This is a genomic window from Microbispora triticiradicis (assembly GCF_005864065.1).
Lineage (GTDB): Bacteria > Actinomycetota > Actinomycetes > Streptosporangiales > Streptosporangiaceae > Microbispora > Microbispora triticiradicis.
Genome location: NZ_VANP01000008.1, coordinates 141,176 through 166,931 on the forward strand (window position 1 = coordinate 141,176; position 25,756 = coordinate 166,931).

At 70.9% G+C, this 25,756-nt stretch carries 20 protein-coding genes and 1 tRNA gene; 6 read left to right on the plus strand and 15 right to left on the minus strand.

All coding sequences use genetic code 11. The features are described 5' to 3' along the window. Positions 1-82 precede the first annotated feature (82 nt). Together FED44_RS21485 and FED44_RS21490 are read right to left on the minus strand one after the other, a co-directional pair. The gene (locus tag FED44_RS21485; RefSeq protein ID WP_138461822.1) at positions 83-1,918 is read right to left on the minus strand and encodes an ABC-F family ATP-binding cassette domain-containing protein; all 1,836 of its coding nucleotides are present in this window, start codon (positions 1,916-1,918) and stop codon (positions 83-85) included. A 58-nt stretch (positions 1,919-1,976) separates the two neighbouring features. After that, positions 1,977-2,903: a 4-(cytidine 5'-diphospho)-2-C-methyl-D-erythritol kinase gene (locus FED44_RS21490; protein WP_138461823.1), complete on the minus strand. Its 927-nt coding sequence runs from the start codon at positions 2,901-2,903 to the stop codon at positions 1,977-1,979. Between the two features lie 187 nt (positions 2,904-3,090). Here FED44_RS21490 and FED44_RS38310 point away from each other — a divergent pair, with 187 nt between their 5' ends. After that, on the plus strand, positions 3,091-6,228 hold the full coding sequence (locus FED44_RS38310) for a serine/threonine-protein kinase (protein ID WP_138461824.1): 3,138 nt from the start codon (positions 3,091-3,093) through the stop codon (positions 6,226-6,228). 17 nt (positions 6,229-6,245) lie between these two features. Here the strand turns inward: FED44_RS38310 and FED44_RS21500 are convergent, their stop codons facing one another. From FED44_RS21500 to FED44_RS21520, 5 genes are all read right to left on the minus strand, one after another. Then, positions 6,246-7,283, minus strand: a complete 1,038-nt coding sequence (locus tag FED44_RS21500; protein WP_111701402.1) for a M4 family metallopeptidase — start codon at positions 7,281-7,283, stop codon at positions 6,246-6,248. 206 nt (positions 7,284-7,489) lie between these two features. Beyond that, the gene (gene rsmA, locus FED44_RS21505) at positions 7,490-8,362 is read right to left on the minus strand and encodes a 16S rRNA (adenine(1518)-N(6)/adenine(1519)-N(6))-dimethyltransferase RsmA (protein ID WP_111701403.1); all 873 of its coding nucleotides are present in this window, start codon (positions 8,360-8,362) and stop codon (positions 7,490-7,492) included. Positions 8,363-8,517: 155 nt separating this feature from the next. Continuing rightward, positions 8,518-9,375, minus strand: a complete 858-nt coding sequence (locus tag FED44_RS21510) for a TatD family hydrolase (protein WP_111701404.1) — start codon at positions 9,373-9,375, stop codon at positions 8,518-8,520. A 2-nt stretch (positions 9,376-9,377) separates the two neighbouring features. Next, entirely contained in the window at positions 9,378-10,964 is a 1,587-nt protein-coding gene (gene metG, locus FED44_RS21515) for a methionine--tRNA ligase (protein ID WP_111701405.1), read from the minus strand. 123 nt (positions 10,965-11,087) lie between these two features. Continuing rightward, positions 11,088-12,317 carry a glycosyltransferase family 2 protein gene (locus FED44_RS21520; RefSeq protein ID WP_208759110.1) on the minus strand — a complete coding sequence of 410 codons (1,230 nt, stop codon included), beginning with the start codon at positions 12,315-12,317 and terminating at the stop codon, positions 11,088-11,090. A gap of 293 nt (positions 12,318-12,610) precedes the next feature. Here FED44_RS21520 and FED44_RS21525 point away from each other — a divergent pair, with 293 nt between their 5' ends. Further along, positions 12,611-14,107 carry a hypothetical protein gene (locus FED44_RS21525; RefSeq protein WP_187405974.1) on the plus strand — a complete coding sequence of 499 codons (1,497 nt, stop codon included), beginning with the start codon at positions 12,611-12,613 and terminating at the stop codon, positions 14,105-14,107. Here the strand turns inward: FED44_RS21525 and rsmI are convergent. Further along, complete coding sequence (gene rsmI, locus FED44_RS21530; protein WP_111701407.1) at positions 14,077-14,904, minus strand: 16S rRNA (cytidine(1402)-2'-O)-methyltransferase; 828 nt, start codon at positions 14,902-14,904, stop codon at positions 14,077-14,079. The two genes, FED44_RS21525 and rsmI, sit on opposite strands and share 31 nt — an antisense overlap. 144 nt (positions 14,905-15,048) lie before the next feature. Here rsmI and FED44_RS21535 point away from each other — a divergent pair, with 144 nt between their 5' ends. Further along, a complete protein-coding gene (locus FED44_RS21535; RefSeq protein ID WP_111701408.1) occupies positions 15,049-16,656 on the plus strand; it encodes a dolichyl-phosphate-mannose--protein mannosyltransferase in 1,608 nt (535 codons plus the stop codon). Positions 16,657-16,758: 102 nt separating this feature from the next. Next, a complete protein-coding gene (locus tag FED44_RS21540) occupies positions 16,759-18,096 on the plus strand; it encodes a hypothetical protein (RefSeq protein WP_111701409.1) in 1,338 nt (445 codons plus the stop codon). Positions 18,097-18,152: 56 nt separating this feature from the next. On the opposite strand, the gene FED44_RS21545 is transcribed toward FED44_RS21540, so the two are convergent. The 3 genes from FED44_RS21545 to FED44_RS21555 all read right to left on the minus strand — a co-directional run bounded on the left by FED44_RS21545 (position 18,153) and on the right by FED44_RS21555 (position 20,159). Further along, positions 18,153-19,004, minus strand: coding sequence for a cellulose-binding domain-containing protein (locus FED44_RS21545; protein ID WP_111701410.1), 852 nt, complete (start codon positions 19,002-19,004; stop codon positions 18,153-18,155). Positions 19,005-19,164: 160 nt separating this feature from the next. Next, positions 19,165-19,539: a VOC family protein gene (locus tag FED44_RS21550; RefSeq protein ID WP_138461825.1), complete on the minus strand. Its 375-nt coding sequence runs from the start codon at positions 19,537-19,539 to the stop codon at positions 19,165-19,167. Next, positions 19,536-20,159 carry a TetR/AcrR family transcriptional regulator gene (locus FED44_RS21555; RefSeq protein WP_244302129.1) on the minus strand — a complete coding sequence of 208 codons (624 nt, stop codon included), beginning with the start codon at positions 20,157-20,159 and terminating at the stop codon, positions 19,536-19,538. The genes FED44_RS21550 and FED44_RS21555 overlap by 4 nt, the downstream gene beginning before the upstream one ends. Positions 20,160-20,400: 241 nt before the next feature. Between FED44_RS21555 and FED44_RS21560 the strand changes: the two genes are divergently transcribed. After that, the gene (locus FED44_RS21560) at positions 20,401-20,943 is read left to right on the plus strand and encodes a hypothetical protein (RefSeq protein ID WP_138461826.1); all 543 of its coding nucleotides are present in this window, start codon (positions 20,401-20,403) and stop codon (positions 20,941-20,943) included. A 99-nt stretch (positions 20,944-21,042) separates the two neighbouring features. On the opposite strand, the gene FED44_RS21565 is transcribed toward FED44_RS21560, so the two are convergent. Beyond that, the gene (locus FED44_RS21565) at positions 21,043-21,846 is read right to left on the minus strand and encodes a GNAT family N-acetyltransferase (RefSeq protein ID WP_138461827.1); all 804 of its coding nucleotides are present in this window, start codon (positions 21,844-21,846) and stop codon (positions 21,043-21,045) included. A 440-nt stretch (positions 21,847-22,286) separates the two neighbouring features. After that, positions 22,287-22,520: a hypothetical protein gene (locus FED44_RS21570; RefSeq protein WP_138461828.1), complete on the minus strand. Its 234-nt coding sequence runs from the start codon at positions 22,518-22,520 to the stop codon at positions 22,287-22,289. Positions 22,521-23,035: 515 nt separating this feature from the next. Here FED44_RS21570 and FED44_RS21575 point away from each other — a divergent pair. Next, a complete protein-coding gene (locus FED44_RS21575; RefSeq protein ID WP_138461829.1) occupies positions 23,036-23,812 on the plus strand; it encodes a helix-turn-helix domain-containing protein in 777 nt (258 codons plus the stop codon). 1,060 nt (positions 23,813-24,872) lie between these two features. Here FED44_RS21575 and FED44_RS21580 read toward each other — a convergent pair. Both FED44_RS21580 and FED44_RS21585 read right to left on the minus strand, forming a co-directional pair. Beyond that, positions 24,873-25,142 (minus strand): IS3 family transposase, encoded by a 270-nt coding sequence (locus FED44_RS21580; RefSeq protein WP_341868637.1) that lies wholly within the window; start codon positions 25,140-25,142, stop codon positions 24,873-24,875. A gap of 527 nt (positions 25,143-25,669) precedes the next feature. Continuing rightward, positions 25,670-25,746 (minus strand) — tRNA-Ala (locus FED44_RS21585). Positions 25,747-25,756: the final 10 nt, after the last annotated feature.

Below are 25,756 nucleotides of genomic sequence, written 5' to 3' on the forward strand. Positions count from 1 at the left end.
GCCGCCTTGTCCCGCATCCTGGTGTGATGTGAGCCCTGTGGCCGGTCTCCGTGCCCTGGGCGCGCAGCCGCAGAGACGGGAGTCACTGGCCTTCGAGGCGTTCGGCGAGCTCCATCCATTCGAGCTCGACCGTCTCCTTCTGCGCGCCGACCTCGCGAAGGTCCGCGTCGAGAGCGGCCAGGCGGGTGAAGTCGCCGGCGGCCCCGGCCATGTCGGCGTGCAGCGCCGCCTCCCGCTCGCCGAGCTTGTCGAGCTGCCGCTCCAGCCGGTTGAGCTCCTTGCGCAGCTCCCGCAGTTCCTTGGCCGAAAGCCCGGCCGTGGCCGCCTGGTCCGCGCCCTGCCCGTCCCCGCCCTGCCTCTGCTCCGCCGGTACGGCGGCCGGAGCGGCCGACGACGCCGCGGCGCGGGCGGACAGCGCGGTCCCCGAGGCCCGGCGCTCCAGGTATTCGTCCACGCCACCGGGGAGCATGGAGAGCCTGCCGTCCCCGAGCAGGGCCACACAGCGGTCGGCCACCCGCTCCAGGAAGTAGCGGTCGTGGCTGACCACGACCAGCGTGCCGGCCCAGCCGTCGAGCAGGTCCTCCAGCTCGGTGAGGGTCTCGATGTCGAGGTCGTTGGTCGGCTCGTCGAGCAGGAGCACGTTCGGCTCGTCCATGATCAGCCGAAGGAGCTGGAGCCGCCGCCGCTCACCGCCGGACAGGTCGCCGACGACCTTCCACTGCGCCTCGCCCCGGAAGCCGAGGCGTTCGAGCAGCTGGGAGGCCGACCATTCCTTCTTGCCTACCTGGACGTACTTGCGCACCTCCTCGACCGTCTCCAGCACCCGCCGCGACGGATCGAGGTCGTGCAGCTCCTGCGACAGATGCGCGAGCCGTACGGTCCTGCCCCGCACGACCCGGCCGCTGTCCTCGGTGACCGTGCCCGACAACAGGCGCAGCACCGACGACTTGCCCGAGCCGTTGACCCCGATCAGCCCGATACGGTCACCCGGACCGAACTGGTACGTGCTGTGGTCGAGCACGAGCGGCCCGGCGCCGGGGCCGCCGGCGTGGAGCGTCACGTCCTCCAGGTCGAAGACCGTCTTGCCCAGCCGCGCCGAGGCAAAGTTGAGCAGCTCGACCGTCTCACGCGGCGGCGGCTCGTTCGCGATCAGCGCCTCGGCGGCGTTGATCCGGAACTTCGGCTTGGACGTGCGCGCCGGCGGGCCGCGCCGCAGCCAGGCGATCTCCTTGCGCATGAGGTTCTGCCTGCGCTCCTCGGCCGCCTGGGCGAGCCGGGCGCGCTCGGCCTTGGCGAGGACGTAGGCGGCGTAGCCGCCCTCGTACCGCTCGACCGTGCCGTCCACGACCTCCCAGGTCCGGGTGGCCACCGCGTCGAGGAACCACCGGTCGTGCGTGACGACCAGCAACGCCGACCTGCGCCGGGACAGGTGCCCGGCCAGCCAGGCGATGGCCTCGATGTCCAGGTGGTTCGTCGGCTCGTCGAGGACGATCAGGTCGTGCTCGCCGATCAGCAGCCTGGCCAGTGCGGTACGGCGGCGCTCGCCACCGGACAGGGCGCCGGCCGGGGACGCCAGGTCGACGTCACCGAGCAGCCGGGCGAGGATCTCCCGAATCGCCGCGTCGCCGGCCCATTCGTGCTCGGCCCGCCCGGCCAGGACGATGTCCTTCACCGGCATGTCCGGGTCGAACTCGTCGCGCTGGGAGAGCATGCCCATCCGCAGGTTGCGCGTGTGCGTCACGCGCCCGCTGTCGGGCCGCAGCGTGCCGGAGATGATGGAGATGAGCGTGGTCTTGCCACCGCCGTTGCGGCCCACGACGCCGATCCGGTCGCCCTGCTCGATGCCGAGGGAGACATCGGCCAGCAGGGGCTTGAGACCGAAGGCGTGGGAGACCGACTCCAGATTGACCAGGTTCATCGTCCGACAAGCCTATCCGCCCCGCGACCCTCGAACCTATTCGGCGAGCATGCGGGCCTCAGCCCACGACCACGGCTCCGGGGACCGGGCCGGTGGCCGTGACGGCGGCCCGGCAGCCCTCGGCGTTCTTGAGCCCGGCGGCGATCTCCGCGGCGTGCGTCTCCGACGCGGCGAGGAACGCGCAGGTCGGGCCCGACCCCGAGACGAGCGAGCCCAGGGCGCCCAGCTCGGCGCCGGCGTGCAGCGTGTGCGCGAGCGACGGCCGCAGGGACAGCGCCGCCGGCTGCAGGTCGTTGGTCAGCGCCCGGCCGAGGGCCGCGGCGTCCCCCTCCCGCAGCGCGGCCAGCAGGGGTTCGCTCGCCACCGGAAGGCCGGGGTCCGTCCCGGCCTCCTCGCGCAGGCGGTCGCACTCGCCGTAGACCCGGGGGGTGGACAGGCCGCCGTCGGCGAGTGCGAAGACCCAGTGGAAGGCGCCCGACGTCTCCAGGCGCGACAGCCGCTCGCCCCGGCCGGTGCCCACGGCCGTGCCGCCGAGCAGGGCGAACGGCACGTCGCTGCCGACGTCGGCGGCGATCTCCATGAGGTCCTCAACCGGCAGGCCGAGGCCCCACAGCTCGTTGCAGGCCACCAGGGCGGCGGCCGCGTCGGCGCTGCCTCCCGCCATGCCGCCCGCGACCGGGATCGACTTGCGGATCAGCAGATCGGCCCTGTAGGAGCGACCGGCGTGGCCGGCCAGCGCGCGGGCCGCCCGTACGGCCAGGTTGTCGTCGTTCGCGGGGACCTCGCCCGCCGACTCCCCCTCGATCCGCACGGTCAGCGGCGGCGCGGCCGCCGACACGTCGCCGGGCTCGGCGGCCGTGACCTCGTCGAAGATCGACACGGCGTGGAAGACGTTCACGAGGTCGTGGTAACCGTCCTCGCGCAGCGGCCCGACCGCGAGTTGCAGGTTGACCTTCGCGGGCACGCGTACGGTGATCGCGCTCATCGGGCCGCCGCCCGCGGGACGTCCTGGCGGCCGGCCCTGCGGGCGGCCTGCGGGTTCGCTCCAGACATGGGACCCGAGCCTAACGTGGTCCCGTTCTCCGTCCAGCCAAGAGAAGCTCATAAACGAGGGCGAAAGCCGTACACGTCCCGGTACGGTGACCTCAGATCCGCCCCCGTGTCGGCCTCCCGTGACGCCCTCCCGTCATGCCCGTCCCCGGCACCGCCCCCTGGGAGCCCTGATCGATTCCGACGCCGTCACCCCCCTTTCACCGAGCGACCCGAGCGCGATCGGCGACTACCGGCTGGTGGGCCGGATCGGCTCGGGCGGCATGGGCACGGTCTACATGGGCGTCTCCCCGGAGGGGCGGCACGTCGCGGTCAAGGTGATCCGGGCCGGCCGCTCGGGCGACCCCGGCTTCACGGCGCGGTTCGCCTCCGAGGTCGAGCACGCCCGCGCCGTCGCGTCGTTCTGCACCGCCCAGGTCCTCGGTCACGGCGAGACGCCGGACGGACGGCCGTACATGGTCACCGAGTACATTCCCGGCACGCCGCTCGACCGGCACATCGCGACGGACGGCCCGCTGGAACCGGGGACGCTGCACGGCGTCGCGTTCGGCGTGGCGGCGGCGCTGACCGCGATCCACGCGGCCGGGCTGGTCCACCGGGACCTCAAGCCCTCGAACGTGATCCTGTCGATGTCCGGGCCCCGTGTGATCGACTTCGGGATCTCGCGGGCCGTGGACGCCACCCACGGCCACACGGGGACCGACGAACTGGTCGGCACCCCCGGCTGGTGGGCGCCCGAGCAGCTCCGGGGCCTCCCGGTCACCCCCGCCGCCGACGTCTTCACCTGGGGCTGCCTGGTGGCGTACGCCGCGGGCGGGCGCCACCCCTTCGGGGAGGGCGACCCGATGGTCCTCGCCCACCGCCTGCTGGAGAGCGCGCCCGATCTCGGTACGCTGCCCGCGCCGCTGGACCGCCTGGTCCGCCGGGCGCTCGACCGGGAGCCGCGTAACCGGCCCACGTCGCAGGAACTGCTGCTGGACCTCGTCGGCAGCCGGCCCGACCCGACGACCCAGGTGATCGAGGGCCCGTGGGACGCGCCGTCACCCCATCCGTCCGGGCCGCGCCCGCGGCGGAGGACCGGGAGGCTGCTCGCGCTGGTCGCCTCCGCCGTGGCTCTCGCCATCGTCGCGGGACTCGCGGTGGGGCTGCTCACCTCCCGCTCCGGCGGCGCTCCGCCCGCCGCCCGGGCGAGCGACGTGGGCCGCCGCATCGAGATCGGGGACGTCCAGGTCGTCGTCGAACCCCCGGCCTGCCACGCCCCGACGGGCTCCGGCGCGGTCGACGGTGGCGCGGCGCGAGCCGACGTGGTCAGAGCGAGCGTGGCCGGCGGTGACGTGGTCAGGGACGGCCTGGTGTGCAGAATCGACTGGATCATGCTCAACATGGGCGGCGCTGACGCCGAACCGGCCGGCCCGCCCGACCTTCTCGACGACCGGAACGTGCCGCACCACCCCCGTGCCTCCCACCCCGCGCCCGGCACGCTCGCACCGGGGGCGATGGTCACGCTCAGCGCCGAGTACGCCCTGCCTTCCGGCCGTACGGCCGCCCGCCTCGACGGCTCGTTCGTGGCCCACGCGCCGGCCGTCCACGTGCGTCTTCCCCCGCCCGGGGACGCGTACGGGAAGGTGCCCGGGGAGGCGCCCCGGCGGGCCGCGCCGGAACCGGCCCCCGCGAGCCCGTCCCCCGGGAGTCCCACCGCCGGGAGTTCTGCTTCCGGAAGTCCTACTACCGGGAGTCCTGCCCCTGGAGGGACGCCGGACGCCGCCCGGGAGGCGAGCGGCGCGGCGACGGTGACGCCCTCGGGCGACGCCGGAGGCGGCGACTGCGCGCGGGCCGGCGCGGCCGACTTCGACGGGGACGGCTTCGACGACGCGGTGGTCACCGACCCGCTGGCCCCGAGCCCGGACAGCACGGCGGTGGGATCCGGCCGCGTGTTCCTCCTTCGCGGCGGGCCTCCGTCGAAGCCGGCGCCCGTGGTCACCGCGTTCGACGCCGCCGCCCCCGGCTGGACGGCCCGCGCCGCGCACATCGACGGCGACCGGTGCCTGGATCTCGTGGTCTCGACCCCGTACGCGTACGGGGGCGCGGGGCAGGTGCAGGCACACGGGGCGGGGGTGGCGTACGTCTACTGGGGCGGGCGCGGCTTCGGCACGCCCGGTGCGCCCCGGACCGAGCTGCGCGCCCCCGAGGCCAGGACCGACGCCCACTTCGGCTGGTCGCTCGCCGTGAGCGACACGTCTCCCGGCAGCGGGCACTCCGACGGCCTCACCGCCCCGGCCCCCGCGAACACCGGCACGGGCACGGGCACGACCGATGGCGGCACCGGGACGGCCGCGCAGGGGGTGGTCGTGGTCGGCGCGCCGCACGAGGACGCCGACGGCGAGGTCGACTCCGGAGCCGTCTACGTCTATCGGTTCACCGGCCGCAGCCCCGGCACGCCACAGCGCGTCACGCAGGACTCGCCCGGCGTGCCGGGAGGGTCACAGCCGGGCGACATGTTCGGCTGGTCGCTCGCCCTCGGGCGGCTGGGCGGCGCAGCCGGGCCGCTCGACCTCGCTGTGGGCGCGCCGTTCGAGGACCAGGAGGAGAACGGCCAGGCGGACACCGGCGCCGTCACGGTGATCTACGACGTGGCGACCCGGCCGTGGGCCTACCAGGGCGCCGGGTGGAGCGTCTCCGGCCTCACCGCCGACCTGCCGTCCCATCCCGGCGACCGCCTCGGCTACTCCCTGGCGTACGGCGCGGGGTACCTGGCGGTGGGCGCCCCCGGGGCCGATCCCTACGACACCCGTGACGCCGGGGCCGTGCTGCTCCTCCAGGCCGCCGGTCCCGGGCCGCGATTCGTCCGGCTGCTGGGCGCGCAGGCCGAGGCGGGCGAACGGGGGCGGTTCGGCTTCTCCCTGGCGCTGGCCGGGCCGTCCCTGCTCGCCGGGGCCCCCGGGCAGGCGCTGCCGGGCGTGCCGGAGGCGGGGGCGGTCCACGTGATCGGGCTCACCGGCCCGCCCGGCCGCGCCGTGCTCCGGGAGGACAGCCCTGCGCCGTACGACCATCTGGGGTGGAGCGTGAGCGGCACGGCGGACGGCCGCGTGCTGGCCGGGGCCCCGGACGGCGGCGTGACGGGCGCGGTGATCTATACGACGGTCTCCCGCGCCGGGGCGTCACCCGGCTTCGAACCCTCTCCCGGATCTGGAGGGCGGACGGTGCTCCCCGGGCCGGACGGCGCGGACACTCTCGACTTCGGCGCCGCCGTCGCGGGCTGAACGCCGCCTCCGCGGCCTCAGAGGATGCCGCGGTCGCCGAAGGCCTTGGTCACCGCGCTCGCCGCGCTCGCGCCGTACAGGCGGCGTGCCGCGGTGACGGTCGCCTCCGCGGCGGCCTTGAACGTGGTGTCGGGGGCGAAGGCGAACTGCGCCTCGATGATCAGCGTGCTCGCCTTGCGGTCGCCGAGGGCGCGGCGGATGTCCCACAGCGCGCGGGACCAGATCTCGCCGTCGGCGTGCACCTCGCCCCTGACGTCCTCGGGATAGTGCTTGGTCCCGTCCAGGCGGCGCAGGCAGTGCGGCGCCGAGGTGTAGCTCACCGAGTCCCAGTCGGCCACGCACGCCTCGTCCGTCCTGGTGGGTGTGCCGGTCGCCCAGCTGCTCACGGCCACGGCGAGGTAGTCGCCGAACGCCTCGCCGATCGCGCCGGACTCCAGGGTGGTGCCGAACCCGGGCACCTGGCCGTCCTGGACGCTGTGGCCGTACTCGTGGACGATCACCTCTGCGTCCTCGCCGTCGTCGACTCCGCCCTTGCCGAGCGTGATGTTGGCCTTGTCGTCGCGGAAGAAGGAGTTGTCGCCGCCGTACTGGCCGATGCGCAGCTCGATCTGCCGCTGGTTCACCGGCCGCAGCGTGCCGCCGAAGCCGAGCGACTGGATGTAGTGCTGGGCGGTGGTCACCCAGTGGTAGCCCATGATCTGCTCGAACTGGTCCGCGTCGCGGTGGTAGGCCGGGAAGGCGCCGCCGGACACCTTCGCGGCGGGGCCGGTCGTGCTCTTCACCCGCACGTAGCGGCCGGTGAGCGTGCCGGAGCCGTCGAGGTCGGTGAGCGTGACCTGCGTGTACGCCGGTCCGAACTCGGGCAGGTCCGCGTCCTTGGCGTCGGTCAGATCCTGCAGGCCGAGCTGCTGCACGGGGTTGGGCGCGAAGACGGTCGCCGTGGCGGTGCCGGCGCCGGCATGCGCGGCGCCGGGCGTGAGAGCCGCACCGGCCACGGCGGCGGCGAGAGCACCGGCGAGGCCGGCGACCAGAGCGGGGAAGCGCTTGGGGGGCATGAATCCTCCGTAATCGGCACACGGATACGAGGAATCGTCGCCACATCCCCTCGTGATCACAAGAGCCGATGCCTGCCCGTAATGATCCAATTCGGTCGGGTTCATCCAAATCGGCCCGCTGTTCGGGAGTCCGGCGCCGGGCGGCGGAAGCGAGATCAGGGCCGGCCGGGGCGTACGCCCCTGTCGCCGAGAGGCTGCCCGGCGGGTCAGGGGGTGGTCGCGGGGCGGGAGGATCTGGCGGCGCGCTGCTCGGCGATGCGGGCGAAGTCCTCGACGCGCAGTTGCTCGCCACGGGCCGAGGGGTCGACTCCGGCCCCGACGAGCGCCTCCTCGGCGGCGGCGGGCGTGCCGGCCCAGGAGGCGAGCGCGGCGCGCAGCGTCTTGCGGCGCTGGGCGAAGGCCGCGTCGATAGCGGCGAAGACCTCCTCGCGGGTCGCCGTCGTCGCCGGCGGCTCGCGCCGTACGAGGGAGACCAGGCCGGAGTCGACGTTCGGCGCGGGCCAGAAGACGTTGCGGCCCACCGGGCCGGCCCGGCGCACGTCGGCGTACCAGGCGGCCTTCACCGAGGGCACTCCGTAGACGCGCGAGCCCGGAGCGGCGGCCAGGCGGTCGGCGACCTCCGCCTGCACCATCACCAGCCCGCGCCGCAGCGACGGCAGCACCCGCAGCAGGTGCAGCACGACCGGCACCGACACGTTGTACGGCAGGTTGGCCACCAGCACGGTCGGCTCGGCCGGGAGGTCGGCGGGGCCGACCTTGAGCGCGTCGGCGTGCACCACGGTCAGCCGGTCCGCCACCTCGGGGGCCCGCTGCGCGACCGTCAGCGGCAACTGCCCGGCCAGCACCGGGTCGATCTCCACGGCGACGACCTGGGCGACCTCCGGCAGCAGCGCCAGGGTGAGCGAGCCGAGCCCGGGGCCGATCTCGATCGCCACGTCCTGCGGGGCGACCTCGGCGACCCGGACGATCCGGCGGACCGTGCCGCCGTCGATCACGAAGTTCTGCCCCAGCTTCTTCGTCGGGCGGAGGTTCAGCTTCTCCGCCAGCACACGCACTTCGACCGGCCCGAGCAGACTCATGCCTCCAGTGTCGGGCATCCCCGCGCCGGCCCGGACCACCGACGGGCGCCGCCGGCCTGTGCCTCCCACCTGTGCCGCCGCCCGGGACCGACCAGCGGCAGCGACGACCGGCACTCAAGACCGGCGCCGATGACCGGGACCGGTCACCGGGGCCTTCACCAGGCGCCGAACGCCGCCTCTCCGTTGGCGGAGACCCGGGCCGCGAGATCGGCGACGTCCATGCCCTTGACCTCGGCGAGGCAGCGGAGCGTGAGCGGGATCAGGTAGGGCGCGTTGGGCTTGCCCCGGTGCGGCGTCGGCGGCAGGTAGGGCGCGTCGGTCTCGACCAGCACGAGCTCGGGCGGGGCCACCGCCGCCGCCTCGCGGAGATACCCGGCGTTCTTGTACGTCACCGGGCCGGAGAACGACATGTAGTAGCCGGCGTCCACGCACCGCTTGGCCATCTCGGCGTCCCCGGAGAAGCTGTGGAAGACGACCACGTCCGGGGCGCCCTGGTCGGCGAGCACGGCGAGCACGTCGTCGTGCGCGTCCCGGTCGTGGATCACCAGGGCCTTCCCGGTCCGCTTGGCGATCTCGATGTGCGCGCGGAAGCTCGCGTGCTGGTCCTCCTTCGAGGCCCAGTCGCGGTAGTAGTCGAGCCCGGTCTCCCCCACCGCCCGCACGTCCGGCCGCCGGGCGAGGTCCTCGATCTCGGCGAGGACCTCGGGCGTGGACGCGTGCGCCTCGTTGGGGTGGATGGCCACGGCGGCGTACACGTCGCGGTGCCCGGCGGCCACCGCGGCGTTCCAGCGCGAGGACGGCAGGTCGTACCCGACGGTCACCAGGCGGGTCACGCCGACCGCTCGCGCCTCGGCCACGATCGACTCGACGTTCGCCCCGGCCGCCTGGGCCGCCAGCGCGACCGGGTCGCCCGAGGACGCCTGCCGGTTGCCGACCATGATGTCGAGGTGGCAGTGGCTGTCGAACACCTCTGCGGGCAGCGCCTCGGGCGGCGCCGGACGCTCTCGCGACATGGTCAGGCGTTCTCCAGCCTCGGGAAGAGGATCTCTCCCTTGACGACCTGCGCCCCGGCGGGAAGCCCGCCCCAGGTGGCGACGTCGGCGATCCGCTGGTCCGCGAGCGCGCCGAGGTGGGGTTCCGCCCCGAGGGACGCCCACAGCTTGGCGCTCGTGCCCGGCATGACCGGGTGCAGCAGCACCGCGATCGCGCGCAGCGACTCGGCCGCCGTGTAGAGGATCGTGGCGAGCCGCGCCTGCCCCTCGGGCGACTCGTCCTTGGCGACCTTCCAGGGCGCCTGGTCGCTGAGGTAGCCGTTGACCTGCTTCACGAACTCGAAGATCGCGCCGATGCCGGCGGAGAAGTCCAGGTTGTCGCCGATCAGGGTGTCCGCCTGGGCCGCCGCGGCGGCCAGGCCGTCCGCGATCGCCTGCTCGGCGGGACCGGCGTCCGTCGCCTCGGGAAGCGTGCCTTCGAAGTACTTGCCGACCATCGCGGCCACCCGGGACGCCAGGTTGCCGAAGTCGTTGGCGAGTTCGGAGGTGTAGCGGGCGGAGAAGTCCTCCCAGGAGAACGAGCCGTCCTGGCCGAACGGGATCGCCCGCAGGAAGTAGTAGCGGTAGGCGTCCACGCCGAAGTGCTCGGTCAGTTCACGCGGCGAGATGCCGGTCAGGTTGGACTTGCTCATCTTCTCGCCGCCGACCATCAGCCAGCCGTTGGCGAAGACCCCGCGCGGCAGCGACAGGCCGTTCGCCATCAGCATGGCGGGCCAGATCACCGCGTGGAAGCGGAGGATGTCCTTGCCGACCAGGTGGATGTTCGCCGGCCAGGTGGCGTCGAACTTCTCCTGGTCCGAGCCGTACCCGACGGCCGTGGCGTAGTTGAGCAGGGCGTCGATCCACACGTAGATGACGTGCTTGGTGTCCCAGGGGATCGGGACGCCCCAGTCGAAGGTGGACCGCGAGATCGACAGGTCCTGCAGGCCCTGCTTCACGAACGACACGACCTCGTTGCGCGCCGAGGCGGGCCGGATGAAGTCGGGGTTGCGCTCGTAGAACTCCAGCAGCCGCTCGCCGTACGCGGAGAGCCGGAAGAAGTAGTTCTCCTCCTTCAGCCACTCCACCGGGCGCTTGTGGATCGGGCACAGGTCGCCCTCCAGCAGGTCGCCGGGCGACTTGTACTCCTCGCACGCGACGCAGTACGGCCCTTCGTAGCCGCCCTTGTAGATCTCGCCCTTCTCGTACAGGTCCTGCACGAACTCCTGCACGCGGTCGGTGTGGCGCGGCTCGGTCGTACGGATGAAGTCGTCGTTGGCGATCTGGAGGTGCTCCCAGAGCGGCTTCCAGGCGTCCTCGACGAGCTTGTCGCACCACTCCTGGGGTGTGACGCCGTTCGCCTCGGCCGTGCGCATGACCTTCTGACCGTGCTCGTCCGTGCCGGTGAGGTACCACACCTTCTCGCCGCGCTGGCGGTGCCAGCGGGTGAGCACGTCGCCCGCGACGGTCGTGTAGGCGTGGCCCAGGTGCGGGGCGTCGTTGACGTAGTAGATCGGCGTCGTCACGTAGTACGCCGACTCCCCGGATGCTGTCGTTCCTGTAGCCGCCATGCGCAAATCCTATCGGTCCGCGACCGGTGCCTCCCCTGGATAACGGGGGCGGCACACGGGTCCGCGCGAGCTCCCGATCAGGCCGGGATCAGGCCCGGGATCAGGCCGGGGCCAAGGCCGGGATCAGGCCACGGACTCGCGGTTGACGTCCTGGTTGACGGCCTCGGCGGCCTCCTCCGCGGCGGACGCGGCGATGTCGGCCGGGGTCTCCCGCGAGCGGCGGATGCCGAGGATGCTGATGAACAGCGACGCGAAGATCGTCTGGAAGCTCATGACGAACGCGGTCGCCGACGGCACGACGAGACGCAGCGACTCGGCCGGGATCAGCTCGCCGAAGCCGCGGCCGCCCCAGTGGGACAGCGAGGCCACCAGGCCGGCGAGACCGGCCACCGCGAGCGCGCCACCGGCCAGCAGGCCCCGCTCCAGCGTGACGATGTCGACCAGTTTCCTGACCCGCCGGTCCTCGGGGAGGAAGCCCTCCTCGGCCGCGTACACCTTGGTGAACAGCGCGAACAGCACGGCCTGGAAGCCGATCACCACCATCGCGGACGCGCCGACCAGCGTGTCGACGTCGAAGGCGAGCTTGCCGATCCGCACCTGGCCGAACGTGAGCGCGGCGCCGGCCACGAGGCCGAGGGTCATCAGCACCAAGCCGGGGATGAAGAACAGCCAGCGCGGGCTGTAGAGCATCAGGAAGCGCAGGTGGCGCCAGCCGTCCCGCCAGGAGCGCAGGTGCGGCGGGCGGGAGCGGCCGTCGGGCGACAGGGTCGTCGGCACCTCGCGGACGTCGAGCCCCTGCAGGGTCGCCTTGACGACCATCTCGGAGGCGAACTCCATGCCGCCGGTCTGCAGCCCGAGCCGCAGGATCGAGTCGCGGCGGAAGCCCCGCAGGCCGCAGTGGAAGTCGCCGATCTCGCTGGGGAAGAACAGCCGCCCGATGAAGGACAGGACCGGGTTGCCCAGGTAGCGGTGGAGCGGGGGCATGGCGCCCGGCGCGATGCCGCCGCGGAACCGGTTGCCCATGACCAGCTCGGCGCCGTCCCGGAGCTGCTCCACGAAGGGCATCAGGTTGGTGAAGTCGTAGGAGTCGTCGGCGTCGCCCATGATGACGTACCTGCCGCGGGCGGCGCGGATGCCGCCGATCAGGGCGTTGCCGTAGCCCTTCGCGTCGACGTGGACCACCCGGGCGCCCGCGTCGCGGGCAAGCTGTTGCGAGCCGTCCGTACTGCCGTTGTCGGCGATGACCACCTCGCCGTCGACACCGTTCTCCCGCATGCAGGTGAGAGCCTTGCGGACACAGATCTCAACGGTCTCGGCCTCATTGAGGCATGGCATGACAACGGTAAGTTCCACGTCGCAACTCCTTGCATATGACGGCAGGACACCAATGATGCCTGCTTCCCGGTAGCGTCCGAGTCAAGTCGGCGAAACGGCTGGCATTCTGTAACCGTGACTCCACCCACCGCCGGAGCGGCGGGCGGCCCGCGTCACCGCCCGGACGGCGACGCAGAGGACGGGCCCGGCACCGGAAATCGGAAGACATCACCGACGAGATCCGAGGGGAGGAAGCGGGGACCCGCCCGCCTGCTCAGGCAGCCGGTCGTCCCCGCGCGACGTTGATGGTCGCGATCGCGGATCCTCCCTCGGTGGACGCGGTCCCGCTCGGCCGATGGGGCCGCGCGGCCGCCCTGCTGCGCCGGCACCGGGTCTTCGCGGTCACCCTCGGTGTGGGCTTCGTGCTGCGGATCGTCACGATGCTCGGCTTCGGCCCGGCGATGTGGTTCAACGACTCCTACGACTACGTGTCGGTGGCGCTGCGCCCCCGGCCGCACCCGATCCGCCCGGACGGATACAGCTTCTGGCTGCTCCTGCTCAGGCCGTTCCACAGCTTCTCGCTCGTCATCCTGACCCAGCACCTGATGGGACTGGCCGCGGCGGTCCTGATCTACGCGCTGCTGACCAGGAGATTCGGGATGCCGGGCTGGGGCGCCACGCTCGCGGCGGCCCCGGTGCTGTTCGACGCCTACCAGATCCAGCTCGAACAGCTGGTCATGTCGGACGGCATGTTCATCCTGCTCGTGGTGGGCGTGGTGACGCTCGTGCTGTGGCGGGAGAGGATGACCTGGCGCGGCGGGACCGCCGTCGGGCTGCTGCTCGCGGTGACGGCGCTGACCCGGAGCATCGGCCTGCCGATCCTCGCGCTCGTCGTCGCGTACCTGGTGATCAAGCGGGCGGGGTGGCGGCCGATCGCCGCCATGGTCGTCGCCTGCGCGCTGCCCGTCCTGGCGTACATGGGCTGGTTCAAGGCGGTGAACGGGCAGTTCGCGATGACCAACAGCGACGGGGTCATCCTCTACATGCGGACGTCGCTGTTCGCCGACTGCCACAAGATGGACATCGACGAGCGGCGTGAGCTGGAACTGGCTCTGCTGTGCATCAACACGCCGCCGGACAAGCGCGGTCCTTACTCCCAGGCGTACCTGTGGTGGGACGACCAGAACCAGCTCCACGTGTTCGGCTCGGGCATGAAGTTCACCCCGGAGATCAACGCGAACGCGAGCGCGTTCGCCAAGAAGGCGATCCTGTCCCAGCCCGGCGACTACCTCGCGGCGGTGGCCAAGGACTTCTTCCGCGCCTTCCACTGGGGCCGCCCGCGCTTCCCGGATGCCAAGACCTACAAGCAGTACGAGTTCTCCAACGAGTACACGCGCAAGCTGCCCAAGTGGAGCTCCTACCACAGCACCACCGACAAGGACGCCGAGGCGTACGAGAACGGGCCGGCCGCGACACGGATCGTCTCGCCCTGGTCGAACTTCATGATCGCCTACCAGAAGGTCGTCCGGCTGCCGGGCCTCGTGCTGGGGCTGCTGCTGCTGTTCGGCCTGTACGGCGTGGTGCGGCGCTGGCGCGAGCTCGGCGGGCCCGTGCTGCTGCCCTGGCTGGCGTCGGCCGGCCTGATCCTGGCGCCGGCGGCGACCGCCGAGTTCGACTACCGCTACCTGCTGCCCGCCGTCCCGCTCGCCTGCCTCGCCGCCGCCATAACCGCGCGTGACCTCGTACGGCGCCGGGCCGGAGCGCGGGCGGAGCGGCGGAGCGACCGGGGGGAGAGCGGTCAGGGGGAGGAGGTGTGGACGGCGTTGTAGAGGTCGCGCCTGGAGACGCCCGCGGCCTTGGCCACCTCGACGATGGCCTGCTTGCGGGGGACTCCCGCGGTCTCGCGCCGGGCCACCTCCTCGACCAGCTCGTCGATGCCGGGCGCGGCCTCCTCGGCCGTCCGTCCGGCCACGACGAGCGTGATCTCTCCCCTGACCTCGCCGGCCGCCCATCCGGCCAGCTCGCCCAGGCCGCCGCGCCGCACCTCCTCGTACGTCTTGGTCAGCTCGCGGCAGACGGCGGCGGGCCGTCCGGGGCCGAAGGCCTCCGCCATCGCCTCCAGGGTCGCCCGCAGGCGGTGCGGCGCCTCGAAGAAGACCATCGTGCGCTCCTCGGCGGCCAGCGAGGCGAGCCGCCGGGCCCGCTCCCCCGGCTTGCGCGGCGGGAAGCCCTCGAAGCAGAACCGGTCGCTCGGCAGCCCGGACACGGCGAGTGCCGTCGTCACCGCCGACGGGCCGGGCAGCGCCGTCACCGGCAGGCCGGCCTCGACCGCGAGGCGGGTCAGCCGGTAGCCGGGGTCGGACACCCCGGGCATGCCCGCGTCGGTGATCACGACGACGGTGCGCCCTTCGCGCAGCGCCTCCAGCAGTTCGGCGGCCCGCGCGCTCTCGTTCGCGTCGTAGTAGGACACCACCCGGCCCGCCGGGGTCACCTCCAGGTCGGCCGTGAGCCGCCGCAGCCGGCGGGTGTCCTCCGCCGCGATCACGTCGGCCGTCGCGAGCACCTCGCGGAGCCGGGGGGAGGCGTCTTTGGGCTGGCCGATGGGCGCCGCGGCGAGAACGAGCACCCGTCCACCCTATGACCGGCGCGCGGCGGCCCCGCGACGTCCCTCGTCCGCCCAGGGTGTGAAACATTCACGGTGAGAGGCTCGCAGGCCCCGATCCCAGCGCGAATCGTGTCCTCCGCGGGGACTCACCAGTAATCTGTCGGGGTGGCCGTGACCGACTATTCCCACAAGGCGTTCGAGCAGCCGGAAGAGGAACCTGAGGGCGAAGCTCCCGCAGTGTCCCTTCGCGACCGGCTGGTGCCGCCCATGCCCGGCAGCGTCATGTGGGGCTGGGTCGGCCCCATCGTGATCGCCCTGTTCGGCGCGTTCCTGCGCTTCTTCCGGCTGGGCACGCCCCACGCGGTCGTCTTCGACGAGACCTACTACGCCAAGGACTCCTGGGCGACGGTCAGGTACGGCGCCGAGCGGCAGTTCGTGGACGGTGCGGACAAGCTCCTGCTCGCCGGGAACGACCACATCTTCAAGCAGTGCCCGACGGTCGGCGAGTGCGCCTCGTACGTGGTGCATCCGCCCCTCGGCAAGTGGATGATCGGTCTCGGCGAGGTCTTCTTCGGCCCGAACCCGTACGGCTGGCGGTTCGCCGCCGCGCTGCTCGGCTCGCTGTCGATCCTGATCCTCGCCCGCACGGCCCGCAGGATGACCCGTTCGACGCTGCTCGGCTGCGTGGCCGGCCTGCTGCTCTCCCTCGACGCCCTCCACTTCGTGCTGTCCCGTACGGCCCTGCTGGACATCTTCCTGATGTTCTGGGTGGTCGCCGGGTTCGCCTGCCTGGTCGCCGACCGCGACTGGTTCCGCTCCCGGCTGGTCTCCTGGCACGAGGCGGGTTCGCCGGACGACGGCCCGCGGACGGGCCTGCGGCCCTGGCTCCTCGGCGCCGGGCTCTGCCTGGGCGCGGCCCTCGCCACCAAGTGGACCGCCGCCTTCTACATCGCCGCGTTCGCGGTCATGGTGCTGCTGTGGGACCTGGGCGCGCGGCGGACCGCCGGGGTGCCCCGCCCCTTCCGCGGCGTCGTCGTGCGCGATCTGCCGCTCGCGGCGGCCTGGATGGCCGTCGTCCCCGCCCTCACCTACCTCGTCTCGTTCACGGGGTGGTTCGTCACCGACAAGGGCTACGGGCGCAACTGGGATCAGGCCACCGCGAACGGCCCCGCCTACTTCGTCATCGACTCGCTCCGGTCGTGGTTCGACTACCAGCACCAGGTGCTCAGCTTCCATACGGGCCTCGCCCAGACCCACCCGTACCAGTCGAGACCCTGGCAGTGGCCGCTGCTGCTGCGCCCGGTGGCGTTCTTCTACGAGTCGCCCACCACGTGCGGCGCCCCCAGCTGCTCCTACTCGATCCTCGGCACCGGTACGCCGATCATCTGGTTCGCCGGACTCCTCGCGCTGATCGGCATGATCGCCTGGTACGTCGCGACCCGGGACTGGCGCGCGGGCTCGGTGCTGCTCGGCTACGCCGCCGGATGGCTGCCGTGGTTCTACTTCTCCATCTCCGACAACCGGACGATGTTCGCGTTCTACGCGATGCCGATGGTGCCGTTCATGATCCTGGCGATCGTGCTGGGCTGCGGGCTCATCATGGGGCGGGCCGACCCGGCCCGGCCGAACCGCCGCGTGGTCGGCACCGCCGTCGTCGGCGCGTTCGTCCTCCTCGCGTTGGTGAACTTCGGCTGGCTCTATCCGGTGGTCGCGGCCGAGGTCATCCCGTACGACTCCTGGCACGCGAGGATGCTGTTCGACTCCTGGATCTGACACCCCCGTATGGTTGGGCCGTACCGTTGCGCCCAGAGGGGGTGGTCGTCAGTGATACCGGGTCGTCGTCAACGATGGGGTCGATACGGCAGACTGCGGGTCATGCCCGCACCTGACGTCGCCGCGCTCCTGGCCCAACTGGAGCGCTCCGAACCGGACATCGCCGAGCCCGCCCGCGTCGCGGTGGAATGGCTCGCCGGCGGCGAGGCGCTGGAGACGATCAGCCAGTTCGACGTGTGCGAGTTCCTCTGGTACACGTTGCCGATCAAGGTCCCGGGCGACCAGGCGACCATCGCACGCGCGCTCGGCAAGCTGCTCCGGCTCGCCGGGATGGAGCGGTACGCCGCCCTGTGCGACTCCCCCGCCACCGCCCGGATCCTGCTCACGTACGCCAGGGAGGGCGAGGAGGCCGGGACCTCGGCCTACCACCGTGAGCTGGAGTCGACGGGGGTGCTGCCCCCGGACGTCCCCGAGCTGTCCTGGAGCTCGATCATGGGCCCGGAGGAGCTCGGGGCGCACGTCGCCTGCGCCGCCGCGCTGGAGCTGGCCATCGTCGCCGGCGATCCGGTGGACCGCGAGGAGCTGACCCGCCGCTGGCTCACCGCCCCCCGGGCCGAGCTGGGCGGCGACTGCTGGCTGCACCGGGTGCACGGCGAGCGGCTGAACCGCTGGGTGCTCGGGCGCGGCACCGCCCGCCGCGAGCTCGCCCAGCCCTTCGAGGTACGGCTGCACGCGCCCATCGAGGCGCCGGCCGAGCCTCACCTGGAGCCGCTGCGCTGGCTGCTCGACCTGGCCCGCACGGGCGTCCGCCTGACCGAACGGCTCAACGTCGGGCGGGCCGTGGCGGCGGAGGCGGCGGACCGCTTCGGCTGGGCCTCCCCTACGAGGCCGGGCGCGGAGTCGCGGGCGGTGCGCGGCGAGGCCGACGTGCCCGCCATGACCGAGCTCAGGCGGATCGCCGTCCACGACCTCGGGGCGCTGCGGCGCAGTGGGAGGAGGCTGGTGCTCACGACCACCGGCCGGAACCTCCTGGACGATCCCGCCGCCCTGTGGGAGGCCGCCGCGGCCACCCTGCTCGTCCCCGCCCCCGGCGAACACGACTTCGAGATCTCCATCCGCGAGTCCGCGTTGATGATCCTGGTGGACGGCGACGCCGTACCGGACGGCGACCTGGGCGACCGGGTCGCCGAGGTGGTCAACGGCGAGGGCTGGCGTTCGGCCGACGGCGGACGTGTCACCGGCGTTGACCTCTCCCATCCGCTGGCCCGGCTCCGGCACCGTCTCGACGCCCTCGGCCTCTCGGGCGGCGCTTCGGGCGGCTCGGGGCCGGCCGCCCGGGACGCGTACGTCTGGCGGCTCACCGGCACGGGCCGCCGCGCCGCGCTGGCCGCGCTGCGCGCGCAGGCGCTGCGCCCCCGCCAGTACGCCGGACTCGGCTGAGCCTCGCCCGGGTTCCCGCCGTCCCTCTGTGCCGGGGACGGCGGGAACCGTGGCGGTCAGGAGGCGCAGGAGGCGCCGTTGAGGGAGTACCTCGCCGGCGCCGGGTTCGAGCCGGTGTGGCTGCCGAGGAAGCCGATGGTCACGGACTTGCCCGGCGCGATGGTCTTGTTCCAGTCGAGGTTCGCCGCCGTCACCTCGGAGCCGGCCTGCGACCAGGTGGCCGACCAGCCCGTGGTCAGCTTCTGCCCGGGGTCGGGGAAGATGAACTTGAGGCGCCATCCGCTCACGGGCGTCTCGGTCGTGTTGGTGATCGTGAGGCTCGTGCTCATCCCGCTCCACCAGTCGGAGGAGCTGACCGTCACCCGGCAGGTGACCACGGCCGGTGAGACCGAGGGCGAGGGCGGGGTGACGATGTCGTTGTAGATCGTCACGGAGACCGAGCCGGACGGCGGGCTGACCGCCCCCTTCGTGTCCACCGCCACGACGTACAGCTGGTGGACCTGGGAGGGGGTCGTGCCGGGCGGCCACGGCAGGTAGAGGGAGCCCCCGGCGACCGTGCCCGCGAAGGTCCCCACGACCCTTTCGGCGCCGTTCCACACCTCGCGCACCTGGTAGCAGGCGATGCCGTCAGCGTCGGTGGCCGGCGCCCAGCGCAGGATGACCTGCGTCATGAAGACCTGGACGTCCGTCGGCGTTCCCGGGGCGGTCGGCGGCGTGTTCTGCTCCGACGGAGGCTGGATCGCCGGGCAGGGAGTGGGACTCGCCGTCGGCGACGGGCTCGGCGGAAACGTCGTGTAGGCCACCGTGGTCCCGGCGGTCGCGCGGGCCGCCGCGGGCGCGACGATCGCGGCCCCCGCCAGCAGGGCCGCCGTGATCCAGGCGCCCGTCCCCGTTCTGCTCCGTGTCATCCCCACTCCTTGTGTCGGCCGGCCCCCTTGCCCCGGATCGTCCGTGAATGTGGACTCGTGGTCAATGAAACGCGGGCGCGTGGGGCCGTACGCGCGGGACGAACGCCGCACGGCCCTGCAACTTTCATCCGGAGTCCCCCGTCCGGATCACCGGCCGCGGTCAGGCGGGGGACATGACCTCGTAGAGGTTGCGCGCCGAATCAACGAAGAACAGCCCGCGCGGGCACAGCGGGTGGTCGATCCGGCCGTTGTCGGGGTGGGCCGGATCGCTGCCGTAGGGCACCCGGGCCTCCCGCAGCCGGGCCAGGATCCGGTCGAACGTGGCCGGGTCCACGTCGAAGGCCAGATGCACGCCGACGGGGTCGTCCACGGTCATGAAGTCCAGGGTCAGCGTGTCGTTCACCCGTACGGGCGCGAAGTGGCCGTCGCGGCCGGCGGGCGGCATCTCCTCCAGGCCCATGACCGAGGCGAAGAAGCGGGCCGCCTCGCGGTTGTCCACGGCGGGCACGATGGTGTGGTTCAACGTGATGGTCATGCCGCGCTCCCAGGGGCCCCGAGAATGCCGTGCAGCAGGATGTCGACGAGCTCCCCGGGAGACGAGCCCAGGTCGCCGGACGCGGGAAGGGGCCGGGTGAAGAGCATCCCCAGGAAGACCGATGCGACTTTTCCGGGCTCCAGGCGCAGCGACGCCCGGTCGGGCTCGATCAGCTCGACGATCGCCTCGTGGGTCGCCTTCATCGACGCCTCCCTGCCGCCGGGCGCCTGCCGCTCTCCGGAACCTCGCTCGCGGCGGTGTCCGGTGCCGTGCAGGGCGCCGATCACGGTCCCCATGCGGCCCAGGTGGGCGCGCAGCGCCTCCGCCGCCTGAGTCAGCCGATCGGCCAGCGGTTCGTCGAGGGAGATCGAGGCCAGTTCGCGCAGCACGTGACCCGGGTTCATCGCCTCGACGAGACACGCGTCGAGGAGTTCGTCCTTGTCGGTGAACACCCGGAAGATCGTGCCCTCCCCGATGCCGGCCGCGCGGGCGATCTGGCTGGTGGTGACCGCGGCGCCGTGGTCGGCGACCAGGGGAAGCGCCGCGGCCACGATCATCTCTCTGCGTTGCCCGGTGCTCATCGCCGGGGCTCGCCGGCGTGGTGTCGTCGTCTCTGTCATGTGATCCATGGTGCGGAGTGAGTACTCACTCCGTCAAGGGAATTACGCCGATGTTCCCAACCCGCATACGGTCGTCGTCGCCGAGGGCCCGCCGCCTCTCTCGGTAGCACCCCTGCCTGCCGCCGCGACTCGGCTGTTAGCGCGCTCAGGTCGCGTCGCACGGCCAGGGCGGGCTGGTCACAGGACGCCCTGGCAAGCCTGTTCCAGGTCAGTCCCAAGTGCGCGACGCCATGCTGGCGTCATGGACCTGACCGAGGCTTTCGAGGGACTCACCACGACCGTGACCCCGGGGCGCCGCATGCCGGGCAAGATCGGGATGGGCATCCTCCTGATCTGCTGGCTCGCGCTCGGCGTGCTGCCGTTCGTGGCCGCGGTGCCGGACTTCCGGCTGGCGACCGGGAAGATCGGCACCCCCGGCACCCTCACCGTCGTCTCCTGCGTCTCCCTCGGCCAGGGACGGTACGACTGCAAGGGCAGGTTCGTCCCCGACGGCGGCGGAGACGCGGTCGCGGTGGCCGCCTCGCCCGACTCTGAGGCGGGGGACGTGACGCGGGCCCAGCTGACCCCCGAGGGCGACCGGGCGCTGCCGTCCGGCACGAAGGGCGTCCTGCGGGCCATGGCGCTTCCCGCCACCGGCCTCGCGGCGCTGGCCTTCCTGCCCTACGTCCTGCTGTACGTCTTCAAGGTCAGGCGGGGCCGCAGGACCGCCGTGATCGCGGGATCGGTGGTCGCCGCCCTGTCCCTGGTCCTGATCGTGGTCGGCCTGGCGGCCGCCTCCTCCTGACCATCACGTCCTGATCGGTCGACGAAGCTCCCGGCCAGGGATCTCAACCCGCTACGGCACGTGGAGCGCTTGCGGGCACGGGCGAGGTGACGGCTCTGTTCACGCTCGTCGAGAACGAACCCAATGGCGATCCTCGCGCACGACGGTGAATCCGGCCGATCGATAGAGCGCCACCGCGGCGTCGTTCGCGGACGGCGTCGCGACGGCGACCGCGCTCGCGCCCCGATGGGCGAGAGCCGCGCACGCGCCCAGCACGGCATCGCGCCCGTAGCCGTGCCCGCGATGGTCCGGATGGGTGCCGACCGGCTCCAGCAGCCCGCACCGGCCCGCACCCGCCAACCATCCGGTCGCGGCGGCTGCGGGCTCCCCCGCGAGCGTGCGTACGAGCGCCTCCACGGCCAGCCCGCCGGCCGGCGACCGCTTCATCGTGCGCCAGCGCTCGACGGTGAACGTGGACCCCGCGAAGGCGCACCGCTGCACCAGCACCCGGTCGGCGGCACCGGCCGCACCGACCGGCTCGGCACGGCTCGACACGGGCCGCGGGTTCCACGACATGACGAGCCAGGGCTCCTCCTGGTCGAGCTCCCACCCGAGCACAGGCAGACCATCAGACCGGTCGTTGCCGGGCTCGAGCAGTTGCTCGGCCTCGGCCGCGAGCGCCCCGAGATCGGCGCCGGGCGCCGGGGTCACGCGCAGCACAGGGCCGTCGAGGAAGCCGACGGCAACCGGCGCCACCTCAGCGGTCCAAAGAAGAACGGCCGCGTCGTCGAACCGCAGGTGCCACCCCACGTCTCCGGGATGGAGGCCGCCGCCCGGGGCGTCGCCCGGCGTCCACTCGCACAGCGCGCGCAGCGCCGGACCGGTTTCGGCGGGGGTCAGGCGCTGCCTCGCGAGGGGGATCATGGACGGCAGACTAGCCAGCGCGCCACGGTGTCTCAAAGGCTTATGACCAGGCCGCCGAACCGCTCGGCCGCCTCGGCCATGTGCGTGCCCGGGACATAAGTGACCAGCGTCTCAGCCGTCCTGGCGGCCGAGCTTCCCACGGTTGTCACCCGCCTTCCCCGTTGGGTGCGGTAGCCGTATTACCCGGTCTCGGCGGCGAAACGAAGCAGCACGGCCCTGAACAGCGACAAGACCCGCCAGGTGGATCACCTAACGGGCCTCCGTCGTGGTGGAACTATGGAGATTTGAACCCCAGACCCCTCAGCTAGAAGCAGCCAAGAGCTGCCCCGTTGCACCTCTGTAGCAGCAGCTTCCTTCCGCCACCGTCCGTCTTAGTTTGAGCCTCGGGACGGTTGTCGCTCACTTGGTCGCTGAGTCGAAGCGGGCCGTGGTGGGAGCGTCTACTTCTCCTTGTTTCCGCCAACGAGGGCTACGACCCACTTGATGAAGTAGTCGAAGACCTGAAGGAGCCATGCCCTACGGTCTTCCTTCAGCATCGGCCAGAAGAGCAGAGCAGGGACGAACGCGAGTACCACCATGAGGAGGGGGATCACTAACAGGGCTGCGATCACTATGCGCAGCCATACGAAACGGTCTTTCATGGCTATATCTCTCTCGTGTAGAAACTTGTACATACGAGTACGAACACGTGAGCTAAGCCAGGACTGACTGACGCGAGCAGGACATCGGGGGTATGCCGATCCTCGAGCAACTTCCTCTGGGCCTCGGCTGGCATACGCCCACATAAGCGACTAGCCTGCTGTCAGTCTGCACCGGGTCGTTGCCCTTGAGCAACGACCTTACCGGCGGCAGCGATTGAGGCGGACGGTGTGGCTCGGCGTCGCAAGCTAGATCCACACCGTCCGCCCACCATGGCTACTCCCTGAATAGCCCAACGACCTTTGGATAGCCCTTTACGTGATTTACCTCCCCGCGGTAGGGCGACCAACCGAGCCCACCCTAGCGGCATTCCGCAAACCCGGCCATACGGTGTCAAGCGCGTTGCGGGTGAGAAGTATGCGAGTCAGGATTACAAAGCTCATCCCCCAGGAGAAATCTCTTTCCCCCACCCACAGACGGTGTCGATTATCGACACTCACCCCCGGGGTAGACTTAAGGCTCTCATTATGATATTGGGGAGGCGAACTACGTGGACGTAGCCGATCTTGAACTCCTTAGGGCAAGGGTTAAGGCAGCACGCAATTCGCCTATACTGTCACCAACCGCCATAAACGCGATAAAAACGGCTGACACTGTCGACATCTCCCACGCAGAGATCAGCAACGGCCAGCAATTCGTCATAGTGCGTCGATATGTCCTTAGTCGTACCTGGACCAGAAAAAGCAAAGCATTGCCGGTCTACGGCAATGCCTACAAAGTTACAGACACCCCCACAGGCTCATATTTCACGACGGTAAGCGGCAAGGATCACCTAGCGACGCTATGGGAAGTTGAGCAGAGAGGCCGCATCATCGACTCCTCTGCCTCCTTTCTGTACGAGGACGCGGATGGCGCCCTTGCCGCATATTTATATGTGCTGGGAACCGCATTCCAGGCGAGCGAAGAGAAGGCCTCACCATCCCAACTGGTCGACCTACAGGAACTGCTTGGGCATATCTACCGCGATACTCTTAGGCTTACGGGGGCAACCATTCCACAGGGCCAACCTTTTTTAACTCCCGAGGGACAGTCTGGACGCGCATCATTGGAAGCCAGGGCAATAGAAGCTCGCACGATTGGAGCATCTGCAGCGCTACGAAAAGAGATTGCAGCACGACTATACGAGCAAGGGGAAAGGAACATCCGCAGACTAAGTCTGCTTACCGGCCTGGCGCGAGATACTATCTACCGCGCTTTAGATGCATACGGCATTCAACGCAAGGCCGAAGACAGCCTGGATGAGCGCAAGCGTCACCCGCGCAGATAATACCGATGCCCAACACCAAGGGAGAGCAGTCATATGCCAGCTCGAAGCTATCATCTTCTACCCGAGGAACCGGAACTAGCATTTCTGCCGATACCTCTAAAGGACCGTGTGGAAGGGCCTCTCCCCGTGGACATTGCGTGGTCTGGTTGCTGTACTTCGCTGCCGTAAAGCAACGCATCGTCAGAGGCCGGCGATGAGGCGGCTCTGGGCTCCCGCCCAACGCGCGGAAGCCCGACGTCTCGGGTTGAAGCACAGGCGGGCTTGTCTGTCCGCTACCTCGAACTGCGGTTACGGGTATTGGCACTAGTCCGAAGACGTACTTGTTCAGTTCCTCGAGGCAAAGGTGCAGGGCCTGGGCTATGTGCGCCGCCAGGATTCTCTCAGCGGAGCACTGTGAAGACCTTGCCTAGTAGTTGCGAGGACTCTCGCAGGATACCAGCGGACGGTCAGTGCCATTGCTGAGGCCTTCCAGGTCTTCTTCGCTGCCAGTACCCGATCCACCATGCATTGTTCAGTCGTTTGGCACGTACTGCCTTGGGCAGCAATAGGAAGGCTGAGCCAAATCTTTGCGCCTGTTGGTCACTTAGTTTGCCTTATGGGACCTCCTGTTGAACCACTCCGAATTTCGTGGAGGCCCTTAAGCCAGCATTAAACCGCCCCGGAGAGGGTGGTGTTGCACCACTCGACCAATTCAGTGGTGGCCAGTTCCACTTCGGCCAAGCTGCGCCACGGCCCGCGGGGGTGATGAGTTTGATCCTGCACAGACCGATCTGCGATTCATCAGCGCGTTGTCCAGCGCGTCCCCGGCCGTGCCGATCGAGTGGTCGATACGGGCGGTCATCAGGTGGGCGGTGAGGCGGAAATAGATGTGTTGACTGCGAACATCGGAGTGATGGATGAGGCCGGGGGCGGCGGGATGTCCGGCGCGTCGCGCCGCGAAAACGCCATGTCTAGGGCGTCCAGTACCAGCATGGCGCGTTCGGACATCGCAGCCGACGATTGCCCGGGAATAGCCGTAGACATAGCCGCACCAGGCGTGAACGTAAGAGGAGCCGGCGACTCATACGGCGTTCGAACCGGTTTCGGTGAAGTCCCGTTTGACCAGGTTGGCGGCCCGCTGATGACCGGACTCGGGCACCATGGTGCGGATTTTCTTGCCGCGGCGGGCTACGTGCAGGCCCAGGGCGCGCATCCGCTGCTCGACGGTCCAGCGGGCAACCTGATGGCCCTCCCACAGCAGTGGCCGCCAGACCTTGTGCACCCCGCAGATGCTGTAGTTGCCAGCGTGGATGCGCTGGGTGTGCTCACCTAGTTCAGCGTCGCGGGACAGAGCGGTGCGAGGGCGGCCGCCTCTTGGCGACGTAGTAGGTGCTGGGGAGGGGGAAGCCCGTGTTCGCTCAGCACGCTTCGCGGTGCTCGCCGATAAAGCTCACGAGCGCTTCTGTGGTCGGTCCGGCTCGGCCGCGAAGAGAGCCGAGGCGGCCTTCAGGATCTCATTCACTCGGCGCAGTTCGGCGTTCTCCCGCCGCAGCCGCTTCAGCTCGGCTGACTTATCGCTGGTCGTACCCGGTCGGGCGCCGTCGTCGACCTGAGCTTGGGCCCCGCTTGAAGGGTCTCGGCGGTACCGATGCCGAACTTGACGGCGACGGCGTTGATCGCCGCCAACTCGGTCGGGTAGCCCGGACGGACCTCGGCGACCATCCGCACCGCCGCGCTTACGCAGTTCCGCGGGGTAGGGAGACTTGGCTGCCATGACCCGATCCTCTCAGGGAAACAAGCCTCTGCAGATGCCGGAGCGCTTCAGCCATCCAGAAGATCAAAGAGGCCGGTCCCGCTGGGCGGAACCGGCCTCTGTCGTGGTGGAGCTATGGGGATTTGAACCCCAGACCCCTTCGATGCGAACGAAGTGCGCTACCGGACTGCGCTATAGCCCCAACGACCTCG